General features: G+C 60.2%; 12 protein-coding genes. 1 reads left to right on the top strand and 11 read right to left on the bottom strand.

Features of this window, described 5'->3' with window-relative positions:
• Positions 1-52 precede the first annotated feature (52 nt).
• The 9 genes from CLU95_RS31305 to CLU95_RS23360 form a co-directional block, all read right to left on the bottom strand.
• A complete protein-coding gene (locus CLU95_RS31305; protein WP_099795804.1) occupies positions 53-8,320 on the bottom strand; it encodes a putative Ig domain-containing protein in 8,268 nt (2,755 codons plus the stop codon).
• Positions 8,321-8,331: 11 nt separating this feature from the next.
• Positions 8,332-9,285, bottom strand: a complete 954-nt coding sequence (locus CLU95_RS30740; RefSeq protein WP_143606046.1) for a sel1 repeat family protein — start codon at positions 9,283-9,285, stop codon at positions 8,332-8,334.
• 43 nt (positions 9,286-9,328) lie between these two features.
• Positions 9,329-10,822, bottom strand: a complete 1,494-nt coding sequence (locus CLU95_RS23390; RefSeq protein WP_099795803.1) for an HlyD family type I secretion periplasmic adaptor subunit — start codon at positions 10,820-10,822, stop codon at positions 9,329-9,331.
• Positions 10,819-13,062: a type I secretion system permease/ATPase gene (locus CLU95_RS23385; RefSeq protein ID WP_099795802.1), complete on the bottom strand. Its 2,244-nt coding sequence runs from the start codon at positions 13,060-13,062 to the stop codon at positions 10,819-10,821. Before CLU95_RS23385 ends, CLU95_RS23390 begins: the two co-directional genes overlap by 4 nt.
• A 420-nt stretch (positions 13,063-13,482) precedes the next feature.
• A complete protein-coding gene (locus CLU95_RS23380) occupies positions 13,483-14,472 on the bottom strand; it encodes a site-specific integrase (RefSeq protein WP_257214708.1) in 990 nt (329 codons plus the stop codon).
• On the bottom strand, positions 14,472-14,804 hold the full coding sequence (locus CLU95_RS23375; protein WP_099795800.1) for a hypothetical protein: 333 nt from the start codon (positions 14,802-14,804) through the stop codon (positions 14,472-14,474). Before CLU95_RS23375 ends, CLU95_RS23380 begins: the two co-directional genes overlap by 1 nt.
• A 138-nt stretch (positions 14,805-14,942) precedes the next feature.
• Entirely contained in the window at positions 14,943-15,962 is a 1,020-nt protein-coding gene (locus CLU95_RS23370; RefSeq protein WP_099795799.1) for a dienelactone hydrolase family protein, read from the bottom strand.
• An 86-nt stretch (positions 15,963-16,048) separates the two neighbouring features.
• A complete protein-coding gene (locus CLU95_RS23365; protein ID WP_099795798.1) occupies positions 16,049-17,218 on the bottom strand; it encodes a hypothetical protein in 1,170 nt (389 codons plus the stop codon).
• A gap of 8 nt (positions 17,219-17,226) precedes the next feature.
• Positions 17,227-17,907 carry a hypothetical protein gene (locus CLU95_RS23360; RefSeq protein WP_099795797.1) on the bottom strand — a complete coding sequence of 227 codons (681 nt, stop codon included), beginning with the start codon at positions 17,905-17,907 and terminating at the stop codon, positions 17,227-17,229.
• 131 nt (positions 17,908-18,038) lie between these two features.
• Here CLU95_RS23360 and CLU95_RS23355 point away from each other — a divergent pair, with 131 nt between their 5' ends.
• On the top strand, positions 18,039-18,386 hold the full coding sequence (locus CLU95_RS23355; RefSeq protein WP_099795796.1) for a helix-turn-helix domain-containing protein: 348 nt from the start codon (positions 18,039-18,041) through the stop codon (positions 18,384-18,386).
• Between the two features lie 4 nt (positions 18,387-18,390).
• Here the strand turns inward: CLU95_RS23355 and CLU95_RS23350 are convergent, their stop codons facing one another.
• Complete coding sequence (locus CLU95_RS23350; RefSeq protein ID WP_099795795.1) at positions 18,391-18,969, bottom strand: hypothetical protein; 579 nt, start codon at positions 18,967-18,969, stop codon at positions 18,391-18,393.
• 312 nt (positions 18,970-19,281) lie between these two features.
• The gene (locus CLU95_RS23345) at positions 19,282-20,523 is read right to left on the bottom strand and encodes a tyrosine-type recombinase/integrase (protein ID WP_099795794.1); all 1,242 of its coding nucleotides are present in this window, start codon (positions 20,521-20,523) and stop codon (positions 19,282-19,284) included.
• Between the last annotated feature and the right edge of the window lie 127 nt (positions 20,524-20,650).

The raw sequence follows: 20,650 nt of genomic DNA, 5'->3' as shown, positions 1-20,650 counted from the left end.
CCGAGAGCTCTGCGATAGGAACCGCAAATCTCCCGGCCGCCGCCTCTAAGCGCTACTGCCAGTTGGCCGCGATGACCGTATTCAGGTTACTCTGATAGTTCGGCGGCAACGTGGTCTGTCCAGCCGCTGGCGGCGAGAAGCTTGCCATCGCCTGCACTAGGTTTTGCACATTGCTGTCGCTCAGCATGTGCCCGTCGCTCGTCTTGAACTGTTCGACGTGGTACTGATTGCCCAGGTACCAGTTGTTCAGCGTGAACTTGTCTGTCCCCCCGATGACGCTCACCTCCAGGTTGTTGCCCACCTGCCTGAACCAAAGCTGCTCGGCGGCGATATCCACACCGAACTGGGCCATGTCGGCGTTGCCGGCCGTGGTGTCGTTCTCGGTGATGGTGTCGCTCCCGTCCCCTCGGCCGAGCCGGTAGGTGTCGTTGCCGGCACCACCGAACAAGACATCGTTACCTGCTCCGCCATCGAGCACATTGGCAACCGCGCTGCCCGTGAGTGTGTCGTTGAAACCACTGCCCGTGAGGTTCTCGATGTTCTGCAACGTGTCGCTGCCCGAACCGCCAGTGGCCTGCGCACTGGTGGACGCCAGGCTCACGGTCACGGCAGAACCAGCGTAGAGGTACGAAGCCGTGTCCGAACCGCCCAGGCCGTTGAGGGTGTTGTTGCCGGCACCGGCGTAGAGCACGTTGTCAAGCGTGTTACCCGTGCCGTTGATCGCACCCGTGGCATTGAGGCGCAAGTTCTCGACGTTCGCGGCCAACGTGTGGGTGAGGGTCGAGATCACCGTGTCAGTGCCTTCGTTGGCCAGCTCGGTCACCACGTCCGAGGCGTTGTCGACGTAGTAGGTGTCGTCGCCAGTGCCGCCCTTCATGGTGTCTGCGCCGGCTTGCCCGTCGAGCACGTCATTGCCGGCGTTGCCCGTCAAGATATTGACTGCGCTGTTGCCGGTGAGCACGTTGTCCAGTGCATTGCCAGTGCCGCTGATCGCCGTCGTCCCGGTGAGCGTCAGGTTCTCCAGGTTGGCGCCCAGCGTCCACGTCAGGCTCGACTCGACCGTGTCCTTCCCCTCGTTGGCACTTTCATTCACGACATCGGTGGCGGAATCCACGACATAGGTGTCGTCTCCCGTACCACCGCTCATCATGTCATTGCCGGTCCCGCCGATCATTCGGTCGTTGCCAGCATTGCCGATGAGGGTGTCGTTGCCCCCCATGCCGTTGATCGTGTCGTTGCCCGAGCGGCCGGTCAGGGTTTCGGCCGACGTCGTGCCATTGAGTGTGAGGTTTTGCACCGTCACCGCAATGTTGAATACATCCTGGATGGCAAGGCCGCCCTGATCCGTAGCAGTCACTCGCACGCTCACAGCGTCCAGAGCGCCAATGGGCACTGTGCCGGTGAACTTGCGGGTGCTGGCATTGAAGCTGAGCCATGAGGGCAGTGCCGTGCCATCCGAGAGCGTCGCGGTGTAGCTGAGACTGTCGCCCGCATCCGGATCAGTAAAGGACCCCGTGGGAACCGTGTAGTTGATCGCCGTACCCTCGGCCACGCTCTGGTCGGCCAACGCAGTGGCGAGCACCGGAGCTCGATTCGGAGGACTCACGGTAAGGTTGACGTACGTCCCTGCGCCATACCCGTAGTTGTCGGTACCCCAAAGCACGAACTGCAGATTGCCGATATTGGCCGACGTCGGTGTGCCCGAGAAAGTGCGCGTTTGCGAATCGAAGGACAGCCAGGACGGCAGCGGATCACCGTTGGCCATCTTGGCCGTGTAGGTCACGGAATCCCAGACGTCCGGGTCGGTGATGGTGCTCAGCGGCACGACGTAGGTGAACAGGTTCCCTTGGCTCGCCTTCAGCGTTGGCAGGCCGCTGTTGACCGTCGGTGAATGATTGTTGTTGGCCCGGTCCACCACGGTCTGGATCATGGCCTGGTCCCAGACCGTGCCGTTCGCGAACTCGATGCGGTCGATCTTCCGGTCCTGCGTCACACCGTTGGACGTGGTGTTGGCGGCGTAGTAGCTGGAAATCGCAATCTGATCGGACGAGCCTCTGATCTTGAAGAAGATGCTGTTGCCAGACTGGAAGGCAGAGACGTCATTTTCTCCAATACCCGCACCGAAACGCAGGGTGTCGGTTGCGCCAAGCGCATCGAGGTTGTCGATGGTGTCCTGGCCATCACCGGCGTTGAACACGTAGACGTCATTGCCGGCTCCGCCAACGAGGAAGTCGTTGCCCTGTCCGCCGGTGAGCAGATTGTTGCCGTCGTTGCCCCAGAGGCCATTGGCCAGGCCATTGCCAGTGGCGTAGAGATCGCCCGTACCGTCCAGCGCGAGGCGCTCGACATTGGCACCAAGAGTCCAGCTCACTGTTGAGCGCACGAAGTCGTCGCCTTCTCCTGCGTTCTCAACAATCGTGTCGCCGGCATCGTCGATCTCGTAGTAGTCGTCGCCGGAACCACCGATGAGTGTGTCCTGGCCTTCGGAGCCGAACAGTGCATCCTCGCCGGCGCCGCCGATCAAGATGTCGTTTCCGCCGAGACCCAGGAGATTGTTGTCGGCATCGTTGCCAGTGATGACGTTGTCGAGGTCGTTGCCGTTGCCTCGGAAGACGGTGCCCGCCAGCGTCAGGTTCTCGACATTGCTCTCGAGAATATACGTGGTGTCGAAATTGCGAATGATCGTATCGACGCCCTCGTCTTGGCGCTCCGTCACCCTGTTGTCGTCTGCATCAACGATATAGGTGTCGTTGCCCGCACCGCCCTCCATGACGTCGTCGCCTAGGCCACCATCGAGTACGTTGTTGCCTGCATTGCCGATGAGAACATTGTTGCCGTCGTCGCCAGTGGCATTGACGTCGAGGGCGCCGGTCAGGGTCACATTTTCGATATTGGCAATGGAGGACACCGAGAATGTGGATGAGGTTTCGACCGTGTCGTTCCCGCCGTCCACATCTTCAATCACAACATCTCCGGCACTGTCGATCACGTAGATGTCATTGCCTAGTCCGCCCTCCAAATGGTCTTCGCCCCCCGCGCCGTCGAGCCTATTGTCGTTGTCGTTCCCCAAGAGGATGTTGTCGCTCGCATTTCCCGTCGCGTTCGCGGCTTGACCGGTCAGCGTGAGGTTCTCGAGGTTGCTTCCCAACACGTAGTCAAAGGCGCTTTGAACCGTATCGTTGCCTTCGTTCTGCAACTCAACGATCACATCTTGTTCAACGTCTACTTCATAAACGTCATCGCCCAATCCTCCAATCAAGGTATCGGCCCACGTTCCACCGTCAAGCCAATCTGCGCCTTCCCCGCCAATCAACAGGTCATCACCAGAGCCGCCCCACAAGTAGTTGTCCTCAGAGTTGCCGTTGATTGTGTTGTCCGATGCATTGCCGAGGCCCTCGATGGCCGCGCTACCCTCCAGTGTCAAGTTCTCAACGTTGCTGGACAGCGTGAAGCTCACAGAAGAGAACACAGAATCGATGCCGGCGCCGTCATAAGCATGTTCGACGATCTGGTCCTCAACGTTGTCCACACGATATTCATCGTCGCCTGACCACCCCTCCATTCGATCTGCGCCCGCACCGCCATCCAACAAATCATTGCCCCCGCCAGCTTGCAGTGTGTCGTCGCCATCTAGCCCGAGCAAGGTGGTATCCAGGTCGGTACTGACTATTAACGTGTTGTTCAATGAATTGCCGGTCGCGTGCGTTGCTTGCGAGTCCTGCAATATGTGAAGGTCTTCTACGTTCTCAGCGAGCACAAGATCAATCGTGGTGAAAACGATGTCGTGTCCTTCGTTCGACGATTCGTTGACGGTATCACCCGCGTTGTCGACGAAATATTCGTCGTCGCCTGTGCCACCAGACATGGCATCCGCACCTTGCCCTCCGTCAAGTTGATCGGCACCTCCTCCACCGTCTAGCTGATCAATTCCGGCTCCCCCAGAAAGGTAATCAAGGCCCATCCCTCCATCGAGAACATCGTCGCCGTCACCACCGTCGAGTTGCTCGTTGATGCCATCTCCGCCTCGAAGTATGTCGTTGCCTGCTCCACCGTAGAGGCCATTACCTAGGCCCAGACCTCCATGGAGAATGTCGTCGCCCTCGCCACCGAAGAGGTGGTTGTAGTCATCGTTACCACTGAAAAGCTCATCGTTACCCGCCCCGCCTTCCAGCCAGCCACCGCCCGCTCCTGCCAAGAGGACGTCGCTGCCGTCACCGCCGTAGAGGGTGTCGAATCCGGCGCCGCCGGATAGTTGATCGTCGCCAACACCGCCGATCAACGTGTCATCGCCATCGCCTCCATAGCCGATGTCATTTCCCGCCCCCAGATCGATCAGATCATTGCCCCCTCGGCCATCGACGACGTCATTGCCCGCTAGTGCGTAGATGATTTCTTTGCCGGAAGTCCCTCGAACGTTATCGGCTTGTTCTGTGGTTGGAATCTCGATTGGCACGGCATCCAGCAGTTGGCCAATCGACATCGTCACACCATCCGAAAAACGGATCTCCTGGATAGGAGAGGTATTTTCCAGGTCGTCGTAGTCAACGCCATCCAGGTGAATCTGGGTGCTGCCTGTTGAATCGCTGATCATCAGCGAGCCTAAAGAGAGATTCACGAGACCGAAATTGAAGCCTCCCTCCAACACCAGCACATTCAAGCTGCCATCCTTCACGTCGGAGATTCGCTTGCTGCCGCTTCCCAAAGCGACGTAGTAGACATCGCTACCTTCGCCGCCGTCGAGCGTGTCGTCGCCCGCGCCGCTACGAAGAAAGTCGTTTCCAGCGCCCCCCAAAATCGTATCGTCCCCCGCATCCCCAACGAGCACGTCATTGCCCTCGTCACCGGAAAGGAAGTTATTGCCACCACCGGCGTAGAGCGTGTCGTCCCCTGCACCGCCGTACAAGGTGTCATCGCCATGAAAGGCGATATCGAGTCCTCCGTCATCGCCGACCAGATAGTCGTTGCCGTCACCTCCTCGAAGCAAATCATCGGCACCGCCACCAAACATAGTGTCGTTGCCGGCGCCCCCGTCGAGAGAATCGTTGCCGTGGTACTCGCCGGCCAACTCGGTCGATGCGGCATCGCCCGAGAGGTAGTCATTGCCTTCACCACCAATCAAGACATCGTCACGCCCCAACCCGAAGAGTCGGTCGTCACCCGCGCCGCCATCGAGCAAATCGTTGCCGTGATACTGCCCCTCGAGGTAGGACGTCGCGACATCCCCTTGCAGTTCGTCGTTGTCGGCCCCTCCAAGCAGCGTGTCGTCGCCGCCACCGCCGACCATGTGGTCCTCGCCATCGCCACCATCCAGGTAGTCTGAGCCATGGAACTCGCCGCTCAGGTTGGCCTGGCGGTCGTCACCGTACAACTCGTCAGCTCCGGCACCTCCGAAGAGCACATCCCCGCCCCCTCCGCCAACCAGATAGTCGTCACCCTCTTCTCCATCGAGGTAGTCGTCACCGTGGTGATCACCGACCAAGTTCGTCTCGCTGTCTTGATCACCCCACATGGAGTCAGCACCCGAGCCACCATAAAGCACATCGCTTCCGCCTCCGCCCGCCAGTTGGTCGTCGCCATCTTCGCCGTCCAGATAGTCGTCGCCATGGTAGATACCTTGCAGTTGATCCTCCGAGTAGCTGTCACCAAACAAGAAGTCCGCCCCGATGCCGCCGTAGATCACATCGTTGGCGCCGCCGCCGTAGAGGTCATCGATGCCTTCGCCACCATCGATGAAGTCATCACCGTGTTGGCTTCCTTCGAGGGTTTGGTAGTAGCCGACGTCCTTGACACCATCGCCAAGAATGTAGTCATCCCCCGCCCCGCCGACGATCACGTCATCACCACCATGCCCCCACAAATCGTCATCGCCATTGCCTGCGTCGATGTAGTCGTTGCCCAATCCCCCCGTCACCATATCGTCGCCGTCACCAGCATCGATGACGTCGCCTGCGGTATCCATCGAAAGGGAGCCGCCTCCCTGAATGGGTCGACTTCCAACTGATTGATACACCCCCCAGTTGCTACCGGCGATCCAGACGGTCGTTCCGCTCGGTGGCGTCCATTCTTCATCGGGATTCACGCGCTGGTAAACGGCCAATCCGGTGGCACTGAGGATCACATCGTTGCCAGCGCCTCCCTTGATGCGGTCGGAGCCTGCTCCACCGCCAATCAGATCGTCACCAACGCCCCCATCGATTTCATCGTCGCCAGCCAGACCATCGAGTGCGTCGTTGCCACCAAGGCCGTTGATCTTGTCCTTGCCGCCGCTTCCGTCGATGACGTCGTTGAAATCCTCTTCGGCCGTACCGCCGATCAAAGTACCGTCCGTGGCCCAACTGGTGGCCGACCACTTGTAGGTGTTGAAGGCGGATTCGCCTGGCACTACGCTACCTTGGTCGATTTCGATGCCCCGCAGCAAGGCCCGTTGATCGCCGTTGTAGGTGCGTGCGTCGTCTTCGCTGTTCTTGAGCTCGACGTTCAGGGTATTGGAGGTGGCAGCACCGTCAGCGCCGGCATAGCTTGCGACAAGCTGTGCGCTCGCGTCTGCAGTCAGTGCACCGTCCTGCACCAGTGCGATGAAGACCTGAGTCTGACCTTCCACAAGGGTAATCTCAGCACCATCAGCCGGCACGGTCACATCGCCGAGTACGACCTTGAGTCCAGCGGCGCTACCGGCTACCGACAATCTAAGCTTGGCGCCCGCCTTGGCTGGCTGGTCAAGGAAAAGACTTAAGGTACTCGCGCCGCCTTCGGCTAACGTCACGCCGCTTCCCGTGTTGCCCGGCGTCGCGGCCGGCCCGTAGGGGCTGTCGCCCATCCCATCCACTAGCGCCATGCGTCGACTGCCCAGCTCAATGCCCATGAAGCCGCCTGCCTTGGCTGCCGCCGCATTGAAGTTGCGGATGGTGATGGTGTTTGCTTGACTACCTTCCCGATTAACGACCAGGTCCTGCTGGGCCCCATTCCCAACAAGGCGCAGCTCGTAAGTCTGAGTACCGATCTTTAGTTTCCAGTAAGGCGCCTTCTTCTTGTCCACGGCACCTTCGGCAGTTCCGCTCAAGAGCTGACCATCGATCTTCAGAATGCTGTTTTGGCCACCACTGTCTTCGATGAGAGTGTCTTTGCCCCAGTTTCCGTTGAAGATGTAAGTGTCATTGTCCGCACCGCCTTGCAGTGTGTCGTTGTCAGCACCACCTTCGAGCACGTCATTCCCCGCGCCTCCGTCTAGAACGTCTACACCGGAGCCACCGTTCAAGGTGTCATGATTTTCTCCACCCAGCAGAACGTCCCTGTCCGTTCCCCCATTCAGCGTGTCGTCCCCAAGTCCACCTTCGAGCGTGTCGTTTCCCGCCCCGCCGTTCAACACATTCGCCACGTCGTTGCCGACGATGTGATCCTTGCCTGAACCGCCTGTGGCATTCTCGATCAGCGTGCCTTCGTAGATCGCAACGTTGTACCCCTCCGAGCGCCCAGCAGGCACTCCAATGGAGCTGAAATACGCCTTGCCTGCGGCAAAGTCGGTCGCACGAAGGTCGATTTCGTTGTCCGTGGTGGTTCGGCTGGCGTCGATGATGTCAGTGCCCGCACTGTCGACAATGAGTTTTCCTGTGGGGTAAGGAAGATCCTGAAATACATACGCGTCCGTTTCATTGGTATTGCGCAGGCCGTACAACTCTTCCATTCCGACAGCATCGAACAGGCTCGGAGTGACAGGCCCCCATCCCGAGACTCTGGGCCCGTTGTCCGTCAGTGTGCTGAACCACATCTTGTTGAAGATCGGGTCTAGCGTGCCACTCGATTCATCCTGATGGGTTGGATGATTGAGGCCGAGTGCATGTCCCACCTCGTGGATCAGATCATGCGTTTGGGTTGTCCCGACTTCGAATTGTGAAAGTGAGCTTTCATCCGGGCTGTAGTAGTCACGCCGGATGAAAATGGAATCGATCTTTCCATCGATGCCTCCTGGAATATTCACAGAAGCGCCGCCCTGCCAGTTGGCCGAACCCACGCGAATCTGAGCCTCAGCAGGATCCGTTGTAATGACGAAAGAAATGTTGGCGAGCTTCGCCCAAGGACCAAAGACGTTGGCCAATATATTGGTCTGATCCTGAGGTCGAATTCCTTGAAAGCTTTGATTCAGCCCTGCCAAAGCTGGAACGCCTGCGACTTGGCCTGCAGTGTAAGGTGAAGTGCCGTCGGGAATGAAGTAGACCCGGATGGGGGTAGTTTGACCAACAAAGTTTCGACCGATACGGTCATTCCCGTTATAAAGAATCGAATCTTTGATTACTTGCTTTGATGGAATACTAATTTGCGCCATTTTTCCCTCGCTTAACGTGTTGTGAGAGGGAAGCTATCCCTCCTCTTCGCTTTTACTAGCGGCGGATAGAGCTCGCTTAGTGCCTTTGCCTTCTCAGCCGACTTTTCAACGCCGATACCCCTTTCGTACATATCCTCGACCAAACCAGCTCGATCTCCCGCAATGCATGCGGATTGCAGGGTTGAGAAGCACCAGGCGAAGGCTGTACTGGCATCCTTCTTGAACCCAAGCTCAGGAAAGGCACCAGACTGCGATCCTCGGCACAGGAGATCTTTTGCATTTGGGTTTCCGCCGCGGGCAGCAATCTCCGCCCACTTCTTGGCCTCGATGGGAGCCGTGACGTATTGGGGATCGCATCGCCTGCGGTTCCCGTCTTTGGTGACATCCACCCTCGCGGCATCGCTCGACTGACAATGCAGATAGCGATTGAAGTTGCGAGCTGTGTCCATCATCACAGTGGCGAACTCCGGATCGCCCGCCTCCGCGGCTTCACGCGCAGCTTCCAGATACTGTTTTCTTGTCGCACCAGGCTTTTCCAGCGGCAACGGTTCCTTGCCTTCGCGTTGACGCTGGACATCGGATAGTCCGAGATAGCGCAAACGCATCAAGGCCGCGTTCGCGGCCTTGTGTCCCAGTGCCGCGGCCTTGCTCAACCATTCGTCGCGCTGTGCAACGCTGGGCTGGTCTTCGGCACCAACAACATACGGAACTCGTGCGAGGTAGTAGTAGTAGTCCTCCTCGCGCATCTCCACAGGAGCCTCCACCACTTGAGATGGTTTTCGGCGCAACGTGCGCTCGTATTCGTCCTTGCGCATCGGTGGCAGGCTCTTGATCCGCTCCCATTCGAGATCGCAGGCGTTCATGCCAGGATTGAAGAACGGTTCGGAAGCTTGCGCACCGAGTGCGCAAAGACTCATCAGTACGGCGGCGAAACCACTGGCCGGGACTGCCGAAAGTCGCTTCATTGTCGACCCCTCCTTTCAAACTGTTCGTATGGGTGGCCTGAATTCATCTTTCCCTCATGCTTTCGCCCGTGGCCTTCTGAACCGGGCTGAGCAAAAATTCGATGACCCTTCGTTTGCCCGTCTTGATCTCCGCCGTGAGATTCATCCCTGGAGACAACTTGATCGGCTTACCATCCACGTCGATGGTTGTTGCGCCCAAGTTCAACGTCACCGGGAAGATCGCCCCACGCTTCTCGTCATTGACTGCATCCGCCGTCACCGTCTTCACAGTCGCGTTCACCGTTCCGTAGCGCGTGTACGGAAACGTCTCCAGCTTGATGCTGGCTTCTTGTGTTGGGCTCACGAAGCCGATGTCCTTGTTGTCCAGCGTCACCTCGGCCGTGACCTGGGCGCCGTCGGGAACGATCACCATCAGGGGCTGGGCTTCTGTGACCACACCGCCTTCCGTGTGCGTTGCCAACTGCTGCACCGTGCCTGCCACCGGTGCCTTGAGCGTCGTGAGCCGCTCGCGCTGCCCGGCCTTGGCCAGGTCTTGTGTTCCTTGCTGCCGCTTGAGTTCAGCCGCCGCTTCGCGTGTTCTCAGGCTGTGCTTGGTCTCGGCAATGTAGGCGGCCCTTATGTTCTCGCTCTCGCGCAGCGTCGCATTGGCCTCCGCCAGCCTCGCGCGCTGCGTCGCCAGGTCACGCTCTAGCTCGATGCGCTCCCGGGTGCGGTCCTGGTTCGCATGACTGGACATGAAACCCTGCTTGGCCAGTTGCTGGAAATCGGCCTCCCGCTGCTTGGCAATCGGCACCGTCGTCTCCAGCTTGGTGACCATCTCGCGCACTGTGGCGATCTCGGCTTGCCGACGAGCGATCTCAGCGGTTGCCTTGGCCAGCTTGGCCGTGATGTCGCTCCACTCGTCGCTAAGTTGCGCCTTCGCGGCATCCGCATCGACTGCCGTCCATCCAGAGGGGATGTCCTTGCTCAGTTCGGGTGAACGTACAGTCGTTGGCACATTGAGCGCCAGCAAGAGTGCCCTTGTGCGCAGCACCTCGGACTGCATCGACTTCAACTGCTCGTCGATGCTGGTCTTGTCTGCATTGGCTGTGGTGGGATCGAGCTCGACCAGTGCCTGCCCTGCCTCGACATGGTCCCCGTCCCGCACCAGCACCCGCTTGACCACGCTCACCTCCAGCGGCTGGATGATCTTGGTGCGCTCGCTCACGACAATCTTGCCGGGCGCCACCGCCACGATGTCGACCTGCCCGAAGATGGACCAAGTCAAGGCGATGAGGAACAGCGCTATCAGTGCATAGGCCAGCCGCCTGGGTGCAGGATGAACGGGCGTGTCCTGCAGGCTCAGGGCTGCCGGCAAGAAGGCGGCTTCATCTGTAAGGCGCTTGGGCCCAGCCAGCTCATGCCGATGCTTCCAGGCGGCCTTGAAAATGGCGCTGTAGCGTCCTAGCAATTCGAAGACCGGATGACGCATGTCCCGCGTGTCTCGTACATGGGGCGCGTTGGCCGCCGGGGCGGTGGTGGAAACTTCCGGCGTCATACCGCGGCCCCCGATCCAGCCCCTTCGGTCGGGTGCCCACCACCCTGCATGTTCCACAGGTGGGCATAGATGCCCTTAGGGCGGCTCAGCAGGCTCTCGTGCGTGCCGCCTTCGACGATCTTCCCCTTGTCCATCACGATGATGCGATTGGCATGCCGCACGGCGCTCAAGCGGTGCGCAATGATGAAGACGGTGCGCCCCTTGCAGATGTGCGCCATGTTGCGTTGCACGATGGCCTCGCTCTCGTAGTCCAGCGCGCTGGTAGCCTCATCGAAGATGAGGATGCGCGGGTGCGTGAACAGAGCTCGTGCGATGGCGACGCGCTGGCGCTGCCCGCCCGAGAGGCTTGCCCCTTGCTCGCCGACCATCGTGTCGTAGCCTTCGGGCAGTTCGCTGATGAACTCGTGGGCACCTGCCAGCTGGGCCGCATGAATCACGGCATCGAGCGGCGCGGCGGGATCGACGATGGCAATGTTCTCGCGCACGCTGCGGTTGAAGAGCGTGTTCTCCTGCAGCACCACGCCAACTTGCCTTCTGAGCTGCGCCGCATCGATCAGACTGATGTCGATGCCATCGACCAGCAATCGCCCCTGCTCGGGTGTGTACAGACGCTGGATCAGTTTGGTGAGCGTGCTCTTGCCGGAGCCCGAGCGACCGACGATGCCGATGACTTCTCCGGGGCGCACGTCCAGGCTGACGTCATTGAGCACAGGCGCTGCTTCGGGGCGGTAGCGGAAGGTCAGGTTGTCCAGCGTCACGCGGCCCTTCAAGGCGGGGAGTTGTGCTGCAGTGCTCGGGGGTACTTCGGTGCGAGTGTTGAGGATGTCGCCAAGCCGGGCCATGGAGATACCGGTCTGCTGAAAATCTGTCCACAGCTGCGCCATGCGCATGATGGGTTGCGACACGCGCTGGGCGAACATGTTGAAGGCGACGAACTGGCCGACCGTGAGGTCGTTGTTCATCACGAGGTGCGCGCCATACCAGAGGGTAGCGGCGTTGACGAGCTTGCCGATGAGGTTGACGCCTTCGTGCGCCCAGCTCGCGAGGTTCTGCGTTCTGAAGCTGGCCGAGATGTAGGCGGCGAGCTGGTTGTCCCAGCGGCGCCCGAAGGCGGGCTCGAGTGCGGTGGCCTTGACCGTCTGAATGGCACTGACAGTCTCCACCAACATGGCCTGGTTCTCAGCGCCGCGCGCGAACTTCTCATCCAGGCGCCGACGCAGGATGGGTACCACCGCCAGGCTCAGGCCGAAGTACAGAGGCATGCTCACGAGCACGATCAGCGTCAGAGGCACGCTGTAGAACAGCATGACGGCCACGAAGACGATGGAAAAGACGACGTCCAGGAGTACCGTCAGCGCATTGCCGGTCAGGAAGCTGCGGATGTTCTCGAGCTCGCGCACTCGGGCAACGGAATCGCCGACACGCCTTGCCTGAAAGTAGGCCAGTGGCAATTGCACGAGATGGCGAAACAGCCGAGCGCCGAGCTCAACGTCGATGCGGTTCGTGGTGTGGCTGAAGACGTAACTGCGCAGGCCGTTCAGAAGCGACTCGAAGACGACGACCACCAGCAGGCCGATGACGAGCACGTCCAGTGTGGTCATGCCGCGGTGCACCAGCACCTTGTCCATCACGACCTGGAAGAACAGCGGGCTGACCAGCGCGAAGAGCTGGAGGATGAAGGAGATGAAGAGCACCTCGCCCAGCAGCTTGCGATGTTTGACGAGGCTGGGAATGAACCAGGAGAAGTCGAACTTGGCCAGTTCGCCTGCAAGGCTCGCACGGCTGGTGATGAGTATGAGTTCACCGGTCCAGTGCGCGGTGAAGACGTCCAGGGGTTCGATGACGGGGCGTGCTGTTTCTGCGGCAGGGTCTTGCAGCAGCACGCGCTGGGCGTCGCATTGAGCAAGGATGACGAAGCGCTCGCTGCCATCCTCCGCACGAAGTACCGCCAGGGCGGGCAACGGCGTCAGGGGCAGGCGATCAGGCGTGGTGCGGGAGGACTTGGCCTTGAGGCCCAGATGCTTGGCTGCGCGCAGCAACGTAGCGGTATCAATCGGCTCGGAGGGTGTCAGGCCGAGTTGATGCGAAAGCAAGGACGCATCGGCTGCGATCTGGTGGAAGCGCGCGATAGTGCACAGCGCGACAAGAGAAGGGTTCGCAACGACCCCTGCTTCAGGGGCCTTTTGCGGCGGCACACCCTCCTCCCCGTGCTGTGGCACGGTCGTCTCCACCACTCCCATGCTGGATCCCTCGAATGTTTTTTGAGACATCAAGATACCTGACTGCAAGATTACTTACAACGGAAATTCTTTGAAATACACCCATCTCATTGCGACATGAGCAATTGGTTATGCGCAATGAATTCAAAAGTTCTCTCGCAAAGAGAGATTTCCTAGCCTTCAAGCAGACGCCACCGCTTGAAAGAACCGACATGGGCTTCAATATGCACTTGCTGCCTGGGTGATCGATATTGGCGCGGGCGGGCATATCAGCTTTCTCGAACCCGTGCGAGAAACGAACCGCTGACGTCCTCCACGGCAGCAACTCCGTGGAGGCCGTCGCCCTTGACAGTGGCCTTCTTTGCCACTTCGGCGGGCGTTTCTTTGCTCGCGATGAGCAGTGCCCGTCGTTGTGTCGGCCGGGTGTAAACCAAAGTGGCCTCACAGTAGGCTCGGGATCTTGCGTTTGGTGATCGGCCGGATGTACTTGGCCAGCGTCACGTCCGACTTGTGCCCGGTCTGCTCGCGTATCTGCCATGGCGCCATGCCGACGAGCGCAGCCTCTGTGCAATAGCCCGCGCGCAGGCTGTGGCCGGAGACTGCCTTGGTAGCGGCGGCTCCGTGCACGCGCTTCACCGACCGCTTGACGACCAACGCCACGGACTGCGAAGTCAGTCCCTTGTCACCGACCAAGTTGTCATGCCGGCTGACCCAGCGGAACACCGGGCCTTGGCTAACACCCGAGAGCGCCAGCCATTGGTCGAGCGCCGCAACGGGGCAACGTTCGGCGTCTTTCGCATGTGGAACCCACACGGTACGGCCTGCGCCCACTTGATCCGTCTTAGATCGAGGGAGGTGAATCTCCGCGCCCCCCTCGAAGCGCGTGACGTCGGCGCACTGGATCGCCACCAACTCGGAGCGCCGCAGCGCCCCTGCGAACCCGATCAACAACAACGCCCGGTCGCGTGCCGCCTTCATCGGCTTCTGCCGGTTGACCATCACCAGCATCTCCAGCAGGTCCGTCTTCACCAGCGCCTTCACACGGCGCTGTGCCACGCCGAAGGTGCGCCGAATGCCCTGCATGGTGCGCTTGACCAGGCGATCCATGACGGGCGATGTGAGGCCCTGCTCGGTGTGCGCCTGGTGCAAAGCAATGAGGCGTCTATTCAGAGTTGCCACCGCGTGCACACCCGCGAATTGCGCGACGTAGTTGGCCACCATCTGCGGCGTGGCCGGTATCTTGCCACCGTGCTTTCGGAAGTGTTTGAGGTCGCCCGCATAGGCTCGTCGCGTCGCCTCCGACTGGGCCGCTGCGGTAAAGCCATCGACTGTCGCGGAAGTCGCCTCAAAACGCGTTGGCGGTGCCGGCCTGGGCGTGTTGCGCGCCGCCGATGCCACCGGTGAGCGGCTCAGCGACACTTTGTCAGCCATCAATACTCCTCGGGGAACAGCAAGCAGGTGCTGGCCCTCTTGCCGTCGTCTCCCGCGCTTTCCGTGATAGCCCAAACGATGACATAGGCCACGGTGAACGAACTGATCACACGGGCTCCGGACAACACCGCCAGATCGTTGGCCTCCGGGTCCACGTTGCCCCAATCGCCATGCTGATGGCGCGACAGCAGCGCGGCGGGCAAGACAGCGTGCTGTTCGAGATGACGGAGAACCGAAGGTGTTGCGACGATCTGCCCCAACTCGAAGAGTGGCTTGTACTTCTTGAGGGCTTGAACGTCCTGCGCGGGAACGGTTACTTTGTCGTTCGACATGGGAACTCCTTGGGTTGAGATTGATTTGCGGGAAAGCAGAAACGACAAAGCACGCCGGCCGCACCTGACGGTGCGGCGGCGTGCTCTGTGGGGGATGCCGTAGATGGCTACGGCGGTGATGGGACTGGTGTTGCTACGTCAGTCGTTCAGCAAGTACTTCTGAAAGTGCGCGAGCCAGAGGTCGTAGCCGACGCGCTCCTTGTCGCGATGGCCGCTCATGTGGCCGCGGAACTTGCAGGAGTCGCGCATTGCGGTGTAGCCCTCCGGCGTGCCAGGAAACTCCTGACCGGTGGCGTCCAGCACGAACTTGTCGCCAGTGCGGGTGTTGGCGCACTTGCTGGTGTTTTCGGCGCCAGCTCTTCGCAGACGCCACGGCCCATCGAAGTCGTGATATTCATCCGGGATGATCGTGATCTCCGCGCTGCCGCCACGCGCGTTCATCCACGTGACCTGCCGCTCGCACTCGGTAGCCAGGGCGATGTCGTCCTTCTCTCCGTGGATGATCAGGAATGGCGTCTTCTTGAACCTCTCTATCGTGTTCTTTTCGATGCAGGACGGGTAGATGGCGACGACGGCATCGAAGTCGCGCAGCTTGCCCGTTTGCTGTTTGACGATCTGCCCGATGTAAGGTCGCACGACATTGATCGCTGATGCCCCCGACATGCTTTCGCCCATGTAGCCGATCTTGGCGTTCGTCCATTCCGGCATCGCGCCAAACGTTGCCGCAGCCACCATTGCGTCGATGGACATGTTGAAGCCGTCCAGCCCCTTGGTGCGGCCCGTCGAAAGATCGGCCGGTGTGCCGCTGGACTGGCCGCGCGCCGCAAAGCTGTCGAGCACCACGGCATTGATGTTGTGCTCCATCAGGAAGCGCGCGTAGTCACCATGCCGCTTGTCCAGCCCGCCGGCGTTGCCGTTGAGGATCACCAATGCCTTGCGGCTGCCGTCCTTGGCGCGCGCCACGTAGGTCGGAATCTGGATCGAGGCGCACTTGAAGCTGGGCGTAGCCCAGAACCCCGAGCAGTTGTAGCCGGGGATGAAGGATTGTTCGAGGCCGGTCGGCTTGAACGCGATGTCCTGCTGTGGGGCCTGCGCGTGCGAGGCGCCAGACACTGCGATCAGCAGCGACACGAGAAGCGGAATGGCGATCTTCTTCATGGAATCTTCTTTCGATGGAAGGGAGACATGGGGCACGACCGCGACACAAGAGGCACGGTCGACGAGATGCGGTGTTGGATTGCCCGCTACTGGCTCTTGAGCGCGAGGCGGATCTGCTGTGCCAGCACCTGGATGTTCTGTCGCGTGACCGCAAAGGTCTTGCCTTGCACCGTGCCTTCCAGTGGCACCAGCAGCGTGGTGCCTTCGGCCGTGTCCTGCTGACCGAGAACGACTTTGACGCGGGGTGCGCCCTTGACCTCGAAACTGTCCTTGGACAGCAAGCTTTTCGCGCTGAACCGAAACGGCACGCCGTTGCGCGCGGCGACGCAGGCCATCCCGACAAGCGATGCCGGAGTAGCCCACTCGATGAGGTACTGTGCTTTCAGCAGGTCTTCGGGAATGCCGGCTTGCTTGCCATGTGCCGCGCACTCTCTGGCATCGACCCGCTGTCGGAGCGCCGTGAGTTGATCGGAGGCCGCATTCGCGGCCGACTCACTGCTGGCCTGAAAGTGGTTGATCTTCTCCAGCGCAGACACGCCTTGATCGGTCTGCTGCGGGGGCGGTGCAGCCACTAGCTTTCGCACGCCGGCGATGAATCCGGCCTGCGCCTGGCGCTCTTGGCCAAGCTCATCGATGCTTTCCTTGAACAAGGCCGCGGCACTACTCGAGATCTGTTGCGCCTGAACGCAGGTGGCATAGAACTTCGGCAGTTCGAGTTGACTTTGCGATGACAGCGTCAGCAAGTCTTCAGGCAACTTCTCGGGCTCGGCACACGTGATGGAACGAGGCGCAGAGGCCGGGGCGCTGCCAGGAGACTGCCGCGTGTAGGCCCAGGTCAAGATGCCGGAGCTCTGACTGATCTGCGCAGCGCCACTCTGGGCAACGGCCTTCTGGGCGCCGCCTTGGCGGGCCTCCAACGCCAAGAGGTGATCACGCTGCTGCAACGAGCCCTTGAGCAACTGGAACTGTCGCAGCGCATCGGCGCGCTCGGCATCCTTGAGGGATTGCGGGCCGGGCGCGGCGGTTTGGCATGCTTCGTAGCGGCGCAGGGCCTGGTCAAGGAACTCGGGCCTCCAGTCGCGCGCGCGCACGCCGTAGATGAGTCTGTCCAGCCCGCCCACACCCGCACCGTCTATCTCGGTCAGAAGCTCCAGGCGGACGGGGCAGTTGAACTGAGGCGTCTGAGCGAGAACAGACGACACCGACGCACTAAGGCCCATGGCAATGGCGACAAAGGTGGCGACGCGAATCAGCATGGCGGGCCTCATGCGAACGCCAGCAGGAGGTCGAGGACGACCAGCACGCACCACGTGATGCCGTAGACCTTGCTGTGACCGAAGACCTTGGCGCGGCTGAACAGGTAGTACGGAAGCACGGCCGGGTCGACCAGTCCGAGCTGCTTGACGGCGTAGCCCTGCTTCTGGAGCGACAGGTAGTCGATGCGCAGGAACAGCCAGATGAGGACGATGCGCAGCAGGAAGACTTGGATCAGGGTGAATGCGCCCCAGTTCTCCGGGTTGCCCCAGAGCAGCACAGCGAGGATCAGCACGATGATGGCCGTGAAGAACGGGCCGAGCGCAGCGAGCCAAGCGGTGCCGTTCTTGACCTGAGACAACTCCGGCGCGGCGGGCATCGCGGGGATGGCGCCGGCTTCTGATTGGCCCGCCAGGATGAACGCCGCTGCTTTGAAGCTGCCGACGTTAGCGGCCATCAGGTCAATCGTGCTGCCGTCGCGCAGAGCGAGCACCAGCTTGGCTGCGAAGCCGTGCTTGCCCTCGGTCACGGAGGCGATTTCGGCTTTCTCGATGGTCTGGCCGGTCACCTCGATGACCAGCCGCTGGTCCGTGACGACGACCTCGGTCTCCTTCACGTTGATCTTGCTCTTGAGCAAAGTGCCGTCTCCCTCGAACAGGACGGTCTCCTGCGGGCGTGGTTGAAACTTCATTGAGGTCTTCTCCATGGTGTTTTCATATAGATGTTTTCACTCGACTTTCAGCCCTTAATAGCTACGAGAGTCGTAGTATTCGGATCATACAAAAACTACGACTCTCGTAGCCTTCATTGTGTGAAGGCGGGATGTCGACATCGAAACAGATTTGGGGAGACAGGCTAAAGCAAGCTCGCCTTGCGGCCGATCTGTCCCAGAAGCGACTTGGCATCGAAGCCGGCATTGACCCGTTCGTCGCGAGCACTCGAATCAACCGGTATGAGGTCGGTGTACACGAGCCGGACTACCTCACTGCGCGCAATCTCGCAAAAGTGCTGAAGGTGCCTGCTGCCTTTCTGTACGCAGCGGAAGATGACGTAGCCGACCTCCTCTTTCGGTACGGTCATGCCAAGTCCAGCACTCGCTCTGCAATCCGCAAGCTGTTGGCTGATATTCCAAGTGCTGAAGAACTCGCCTTGAGGCATGCCTCAAAGTGATCGACTACTTCGCCTTGCCCTTCGCCGCCGTCTTCGGAGTGATTTCCAAGTAGTAGATATTCGACTTCGGCGTGATGAGCCGTTGCTGAATATCTGTTGTCACGATGTGCTGCGACGGGTCAATCCAGTACGCGGGGTCAATCACGTAATGGAAGGACTTGATCTTGCCGGTGGCCCTGACGTGATGCCACAGGACCCAGCGGCCGTACTGCGTCGCCGGGTTGTACTGCGCCGTGATGAGCGCCACATCCGGCAACGCATCAAGGGTCGGACATTCCTTCTCTTCTGCATTGAGCCCGTACTGGCGCAAGATGGAGATCAGGATCGGGGCGTATACCCATGCAGGCCCATGCGGCGCGAGGCCGTGCTTCAACGCATCCTTCGTGATTGTCTCCAGCGGCTGGCCAGTCAGGGTGGCCACAGCTGCCAGGCCATCGTCGATTCTGACGTTCGGCTGCATTTCGACGCGTGTGAAGGGCGACACGAACCCGGCGGGAAAGCCCGTCTCGTTGGGCGCGCTGTCGGCGACGGCGGCGGGCGCTGCGGTTTTCGCAGCAGGAGGGGCTTTGGTCTTGGTGGCCATGGGATAGATGCTCCTTGGAGAAGTGAAGGAACGAGTGCGCAGCCTCAAGCAGCGAAGATCCACGCCGCAACGCGCCCTGCAAGCCGATAGCTGCGGAAGGGATGCGAAGAGGAAAGGGAGAAGGTCTGCGAGATTGAGGCTCAAGGCCTCAGTTCGCGTCTTGCTGCACTGCTGTGCGCTCGATCAAAACCTGGCTTCGGCACACGAAAACAGCGCTTTGACAACCAAATCATAGCCGCCTGCGGTCACTGGGGGGCGAGCAAATAACTTTGTAGATTTCGACCGAACAGCCACGTCGAAACGAGCCAACGCTCATTTTTTCGCGTCTTGCGCCGCCGCAGGCATAGCCTCTGGAAGCAAGCAATACTCCGCCCACGCATCCATCATCACGCGACGCCGGTCCAGTCGCGTCGTACGAAGATACGCGGCCTCGGTCTTATCGCCAACGATGTGCGCCAAGGCCGCTTCGGCCAGTTCGCGAGGGAAGTCGGTTTCATCGGCTGCCCAGTCTCGGAAGGTGGAACGCATGCCGTGGGGCACAGCTTCGAGTTCCATCCGCCGCATGACATTCAGCATGGTCATGTTCGAGATGTGCGTGCCATGCTTGATGCCTCGGAAGACGTACTTCTCGTCGGGCAGATGTGCAATGCCCTTAATGATCTCCACCGCGCGCTGGCTTAGAGGTACTTCGTGAATGCGCTGTCCCTTCATGCGCTCAGCCGGGACCGTCCAGACCTTGCCTTCGAGATCGAATTCACCCCATTGCGCCCCGATCACCTCGCCGGTGCGGCTGGCAGTCAGGGTCAAAAATTCCAGCGCCCGAATGCCCATGCCATCTTTTTGCAAGTGCATGTCGCGCAGAAACTGTGCGATCTTGCGATGGGGAACGGCTGGATAGTGAACAACCTTGGCGACCTTGCTCGGCTTGGGCAACAGTTCGCTGAGGTAGGCAGTCCAGCGGGCCGGATTTTCTGAATTCCGATAGCCATTGACGGCCGCCCAGCCCAGGATGCGCTCAATCCGCCCGCGAAGCCGCGTGGCAGTTTCCGTCTTGCTGCGCCAGATCGGTTTCAGCACCGCCATGACCGCATGCACATCAACATCCTTTACGGGGAGCGAGCCCATTGTGGGGTACGCGAAGTGCTCCAGGGACTGACGCCACTGATAGATGTGCTTCGCGTTCTTCCAATCGTCTTTGTGGGCTTCGATGTACTCATCGGCACACCACTGAAATGTCTGTTCGATGGCCGTGTTCTGCCGGGCCTTCTCGCGTTCGCGCTCGACCTTGGGGTCGACGCCCTTTTGAACGAGGCTGCGCTGCCGCTGCGCCAGCTCCCGAGCGTCAGCCAAGCTCAGGCTATTGATGCTGCCCAAACCCAAGGTCTGCGGTTTGTTGTTGAACGTGTATCGAAACAGGAAGGATTTGGAGCCCTGCGGCGTCACCTGAAGGTAGAGACCTCCTCCATCGGCGATCAGCCTCGGGGTGTTGGGGGTAGCGCTGGGTTGGGCATTCTTGATCTCAAGAGCGGTCAGTCGATTCAGTTCTCGGGCCATAGTGTTAGTCAATACCAATACAGATTGACTTACGGATCAAGTTGCACTGTGGAGGGATTCGGGGCGACATTCTGCGACACGATACCGATACTCTTGCTGTACGGTACCGGTGAATCGGACGTCCATT

It is taken from the genome of Variovorax sp. 54, assembly GCF_002754375.1.
Taxonomy (GTDB): Bacteria; Pseudomonadota; Gammaproteobacteria; order Burkholderiales; family Burkholderiaceae_C; genus Variovorax.
Note: the sequence above shows the minus strand (reverse complement) of the source record. Positions and strands in the feature narration are given on the sequence as shown.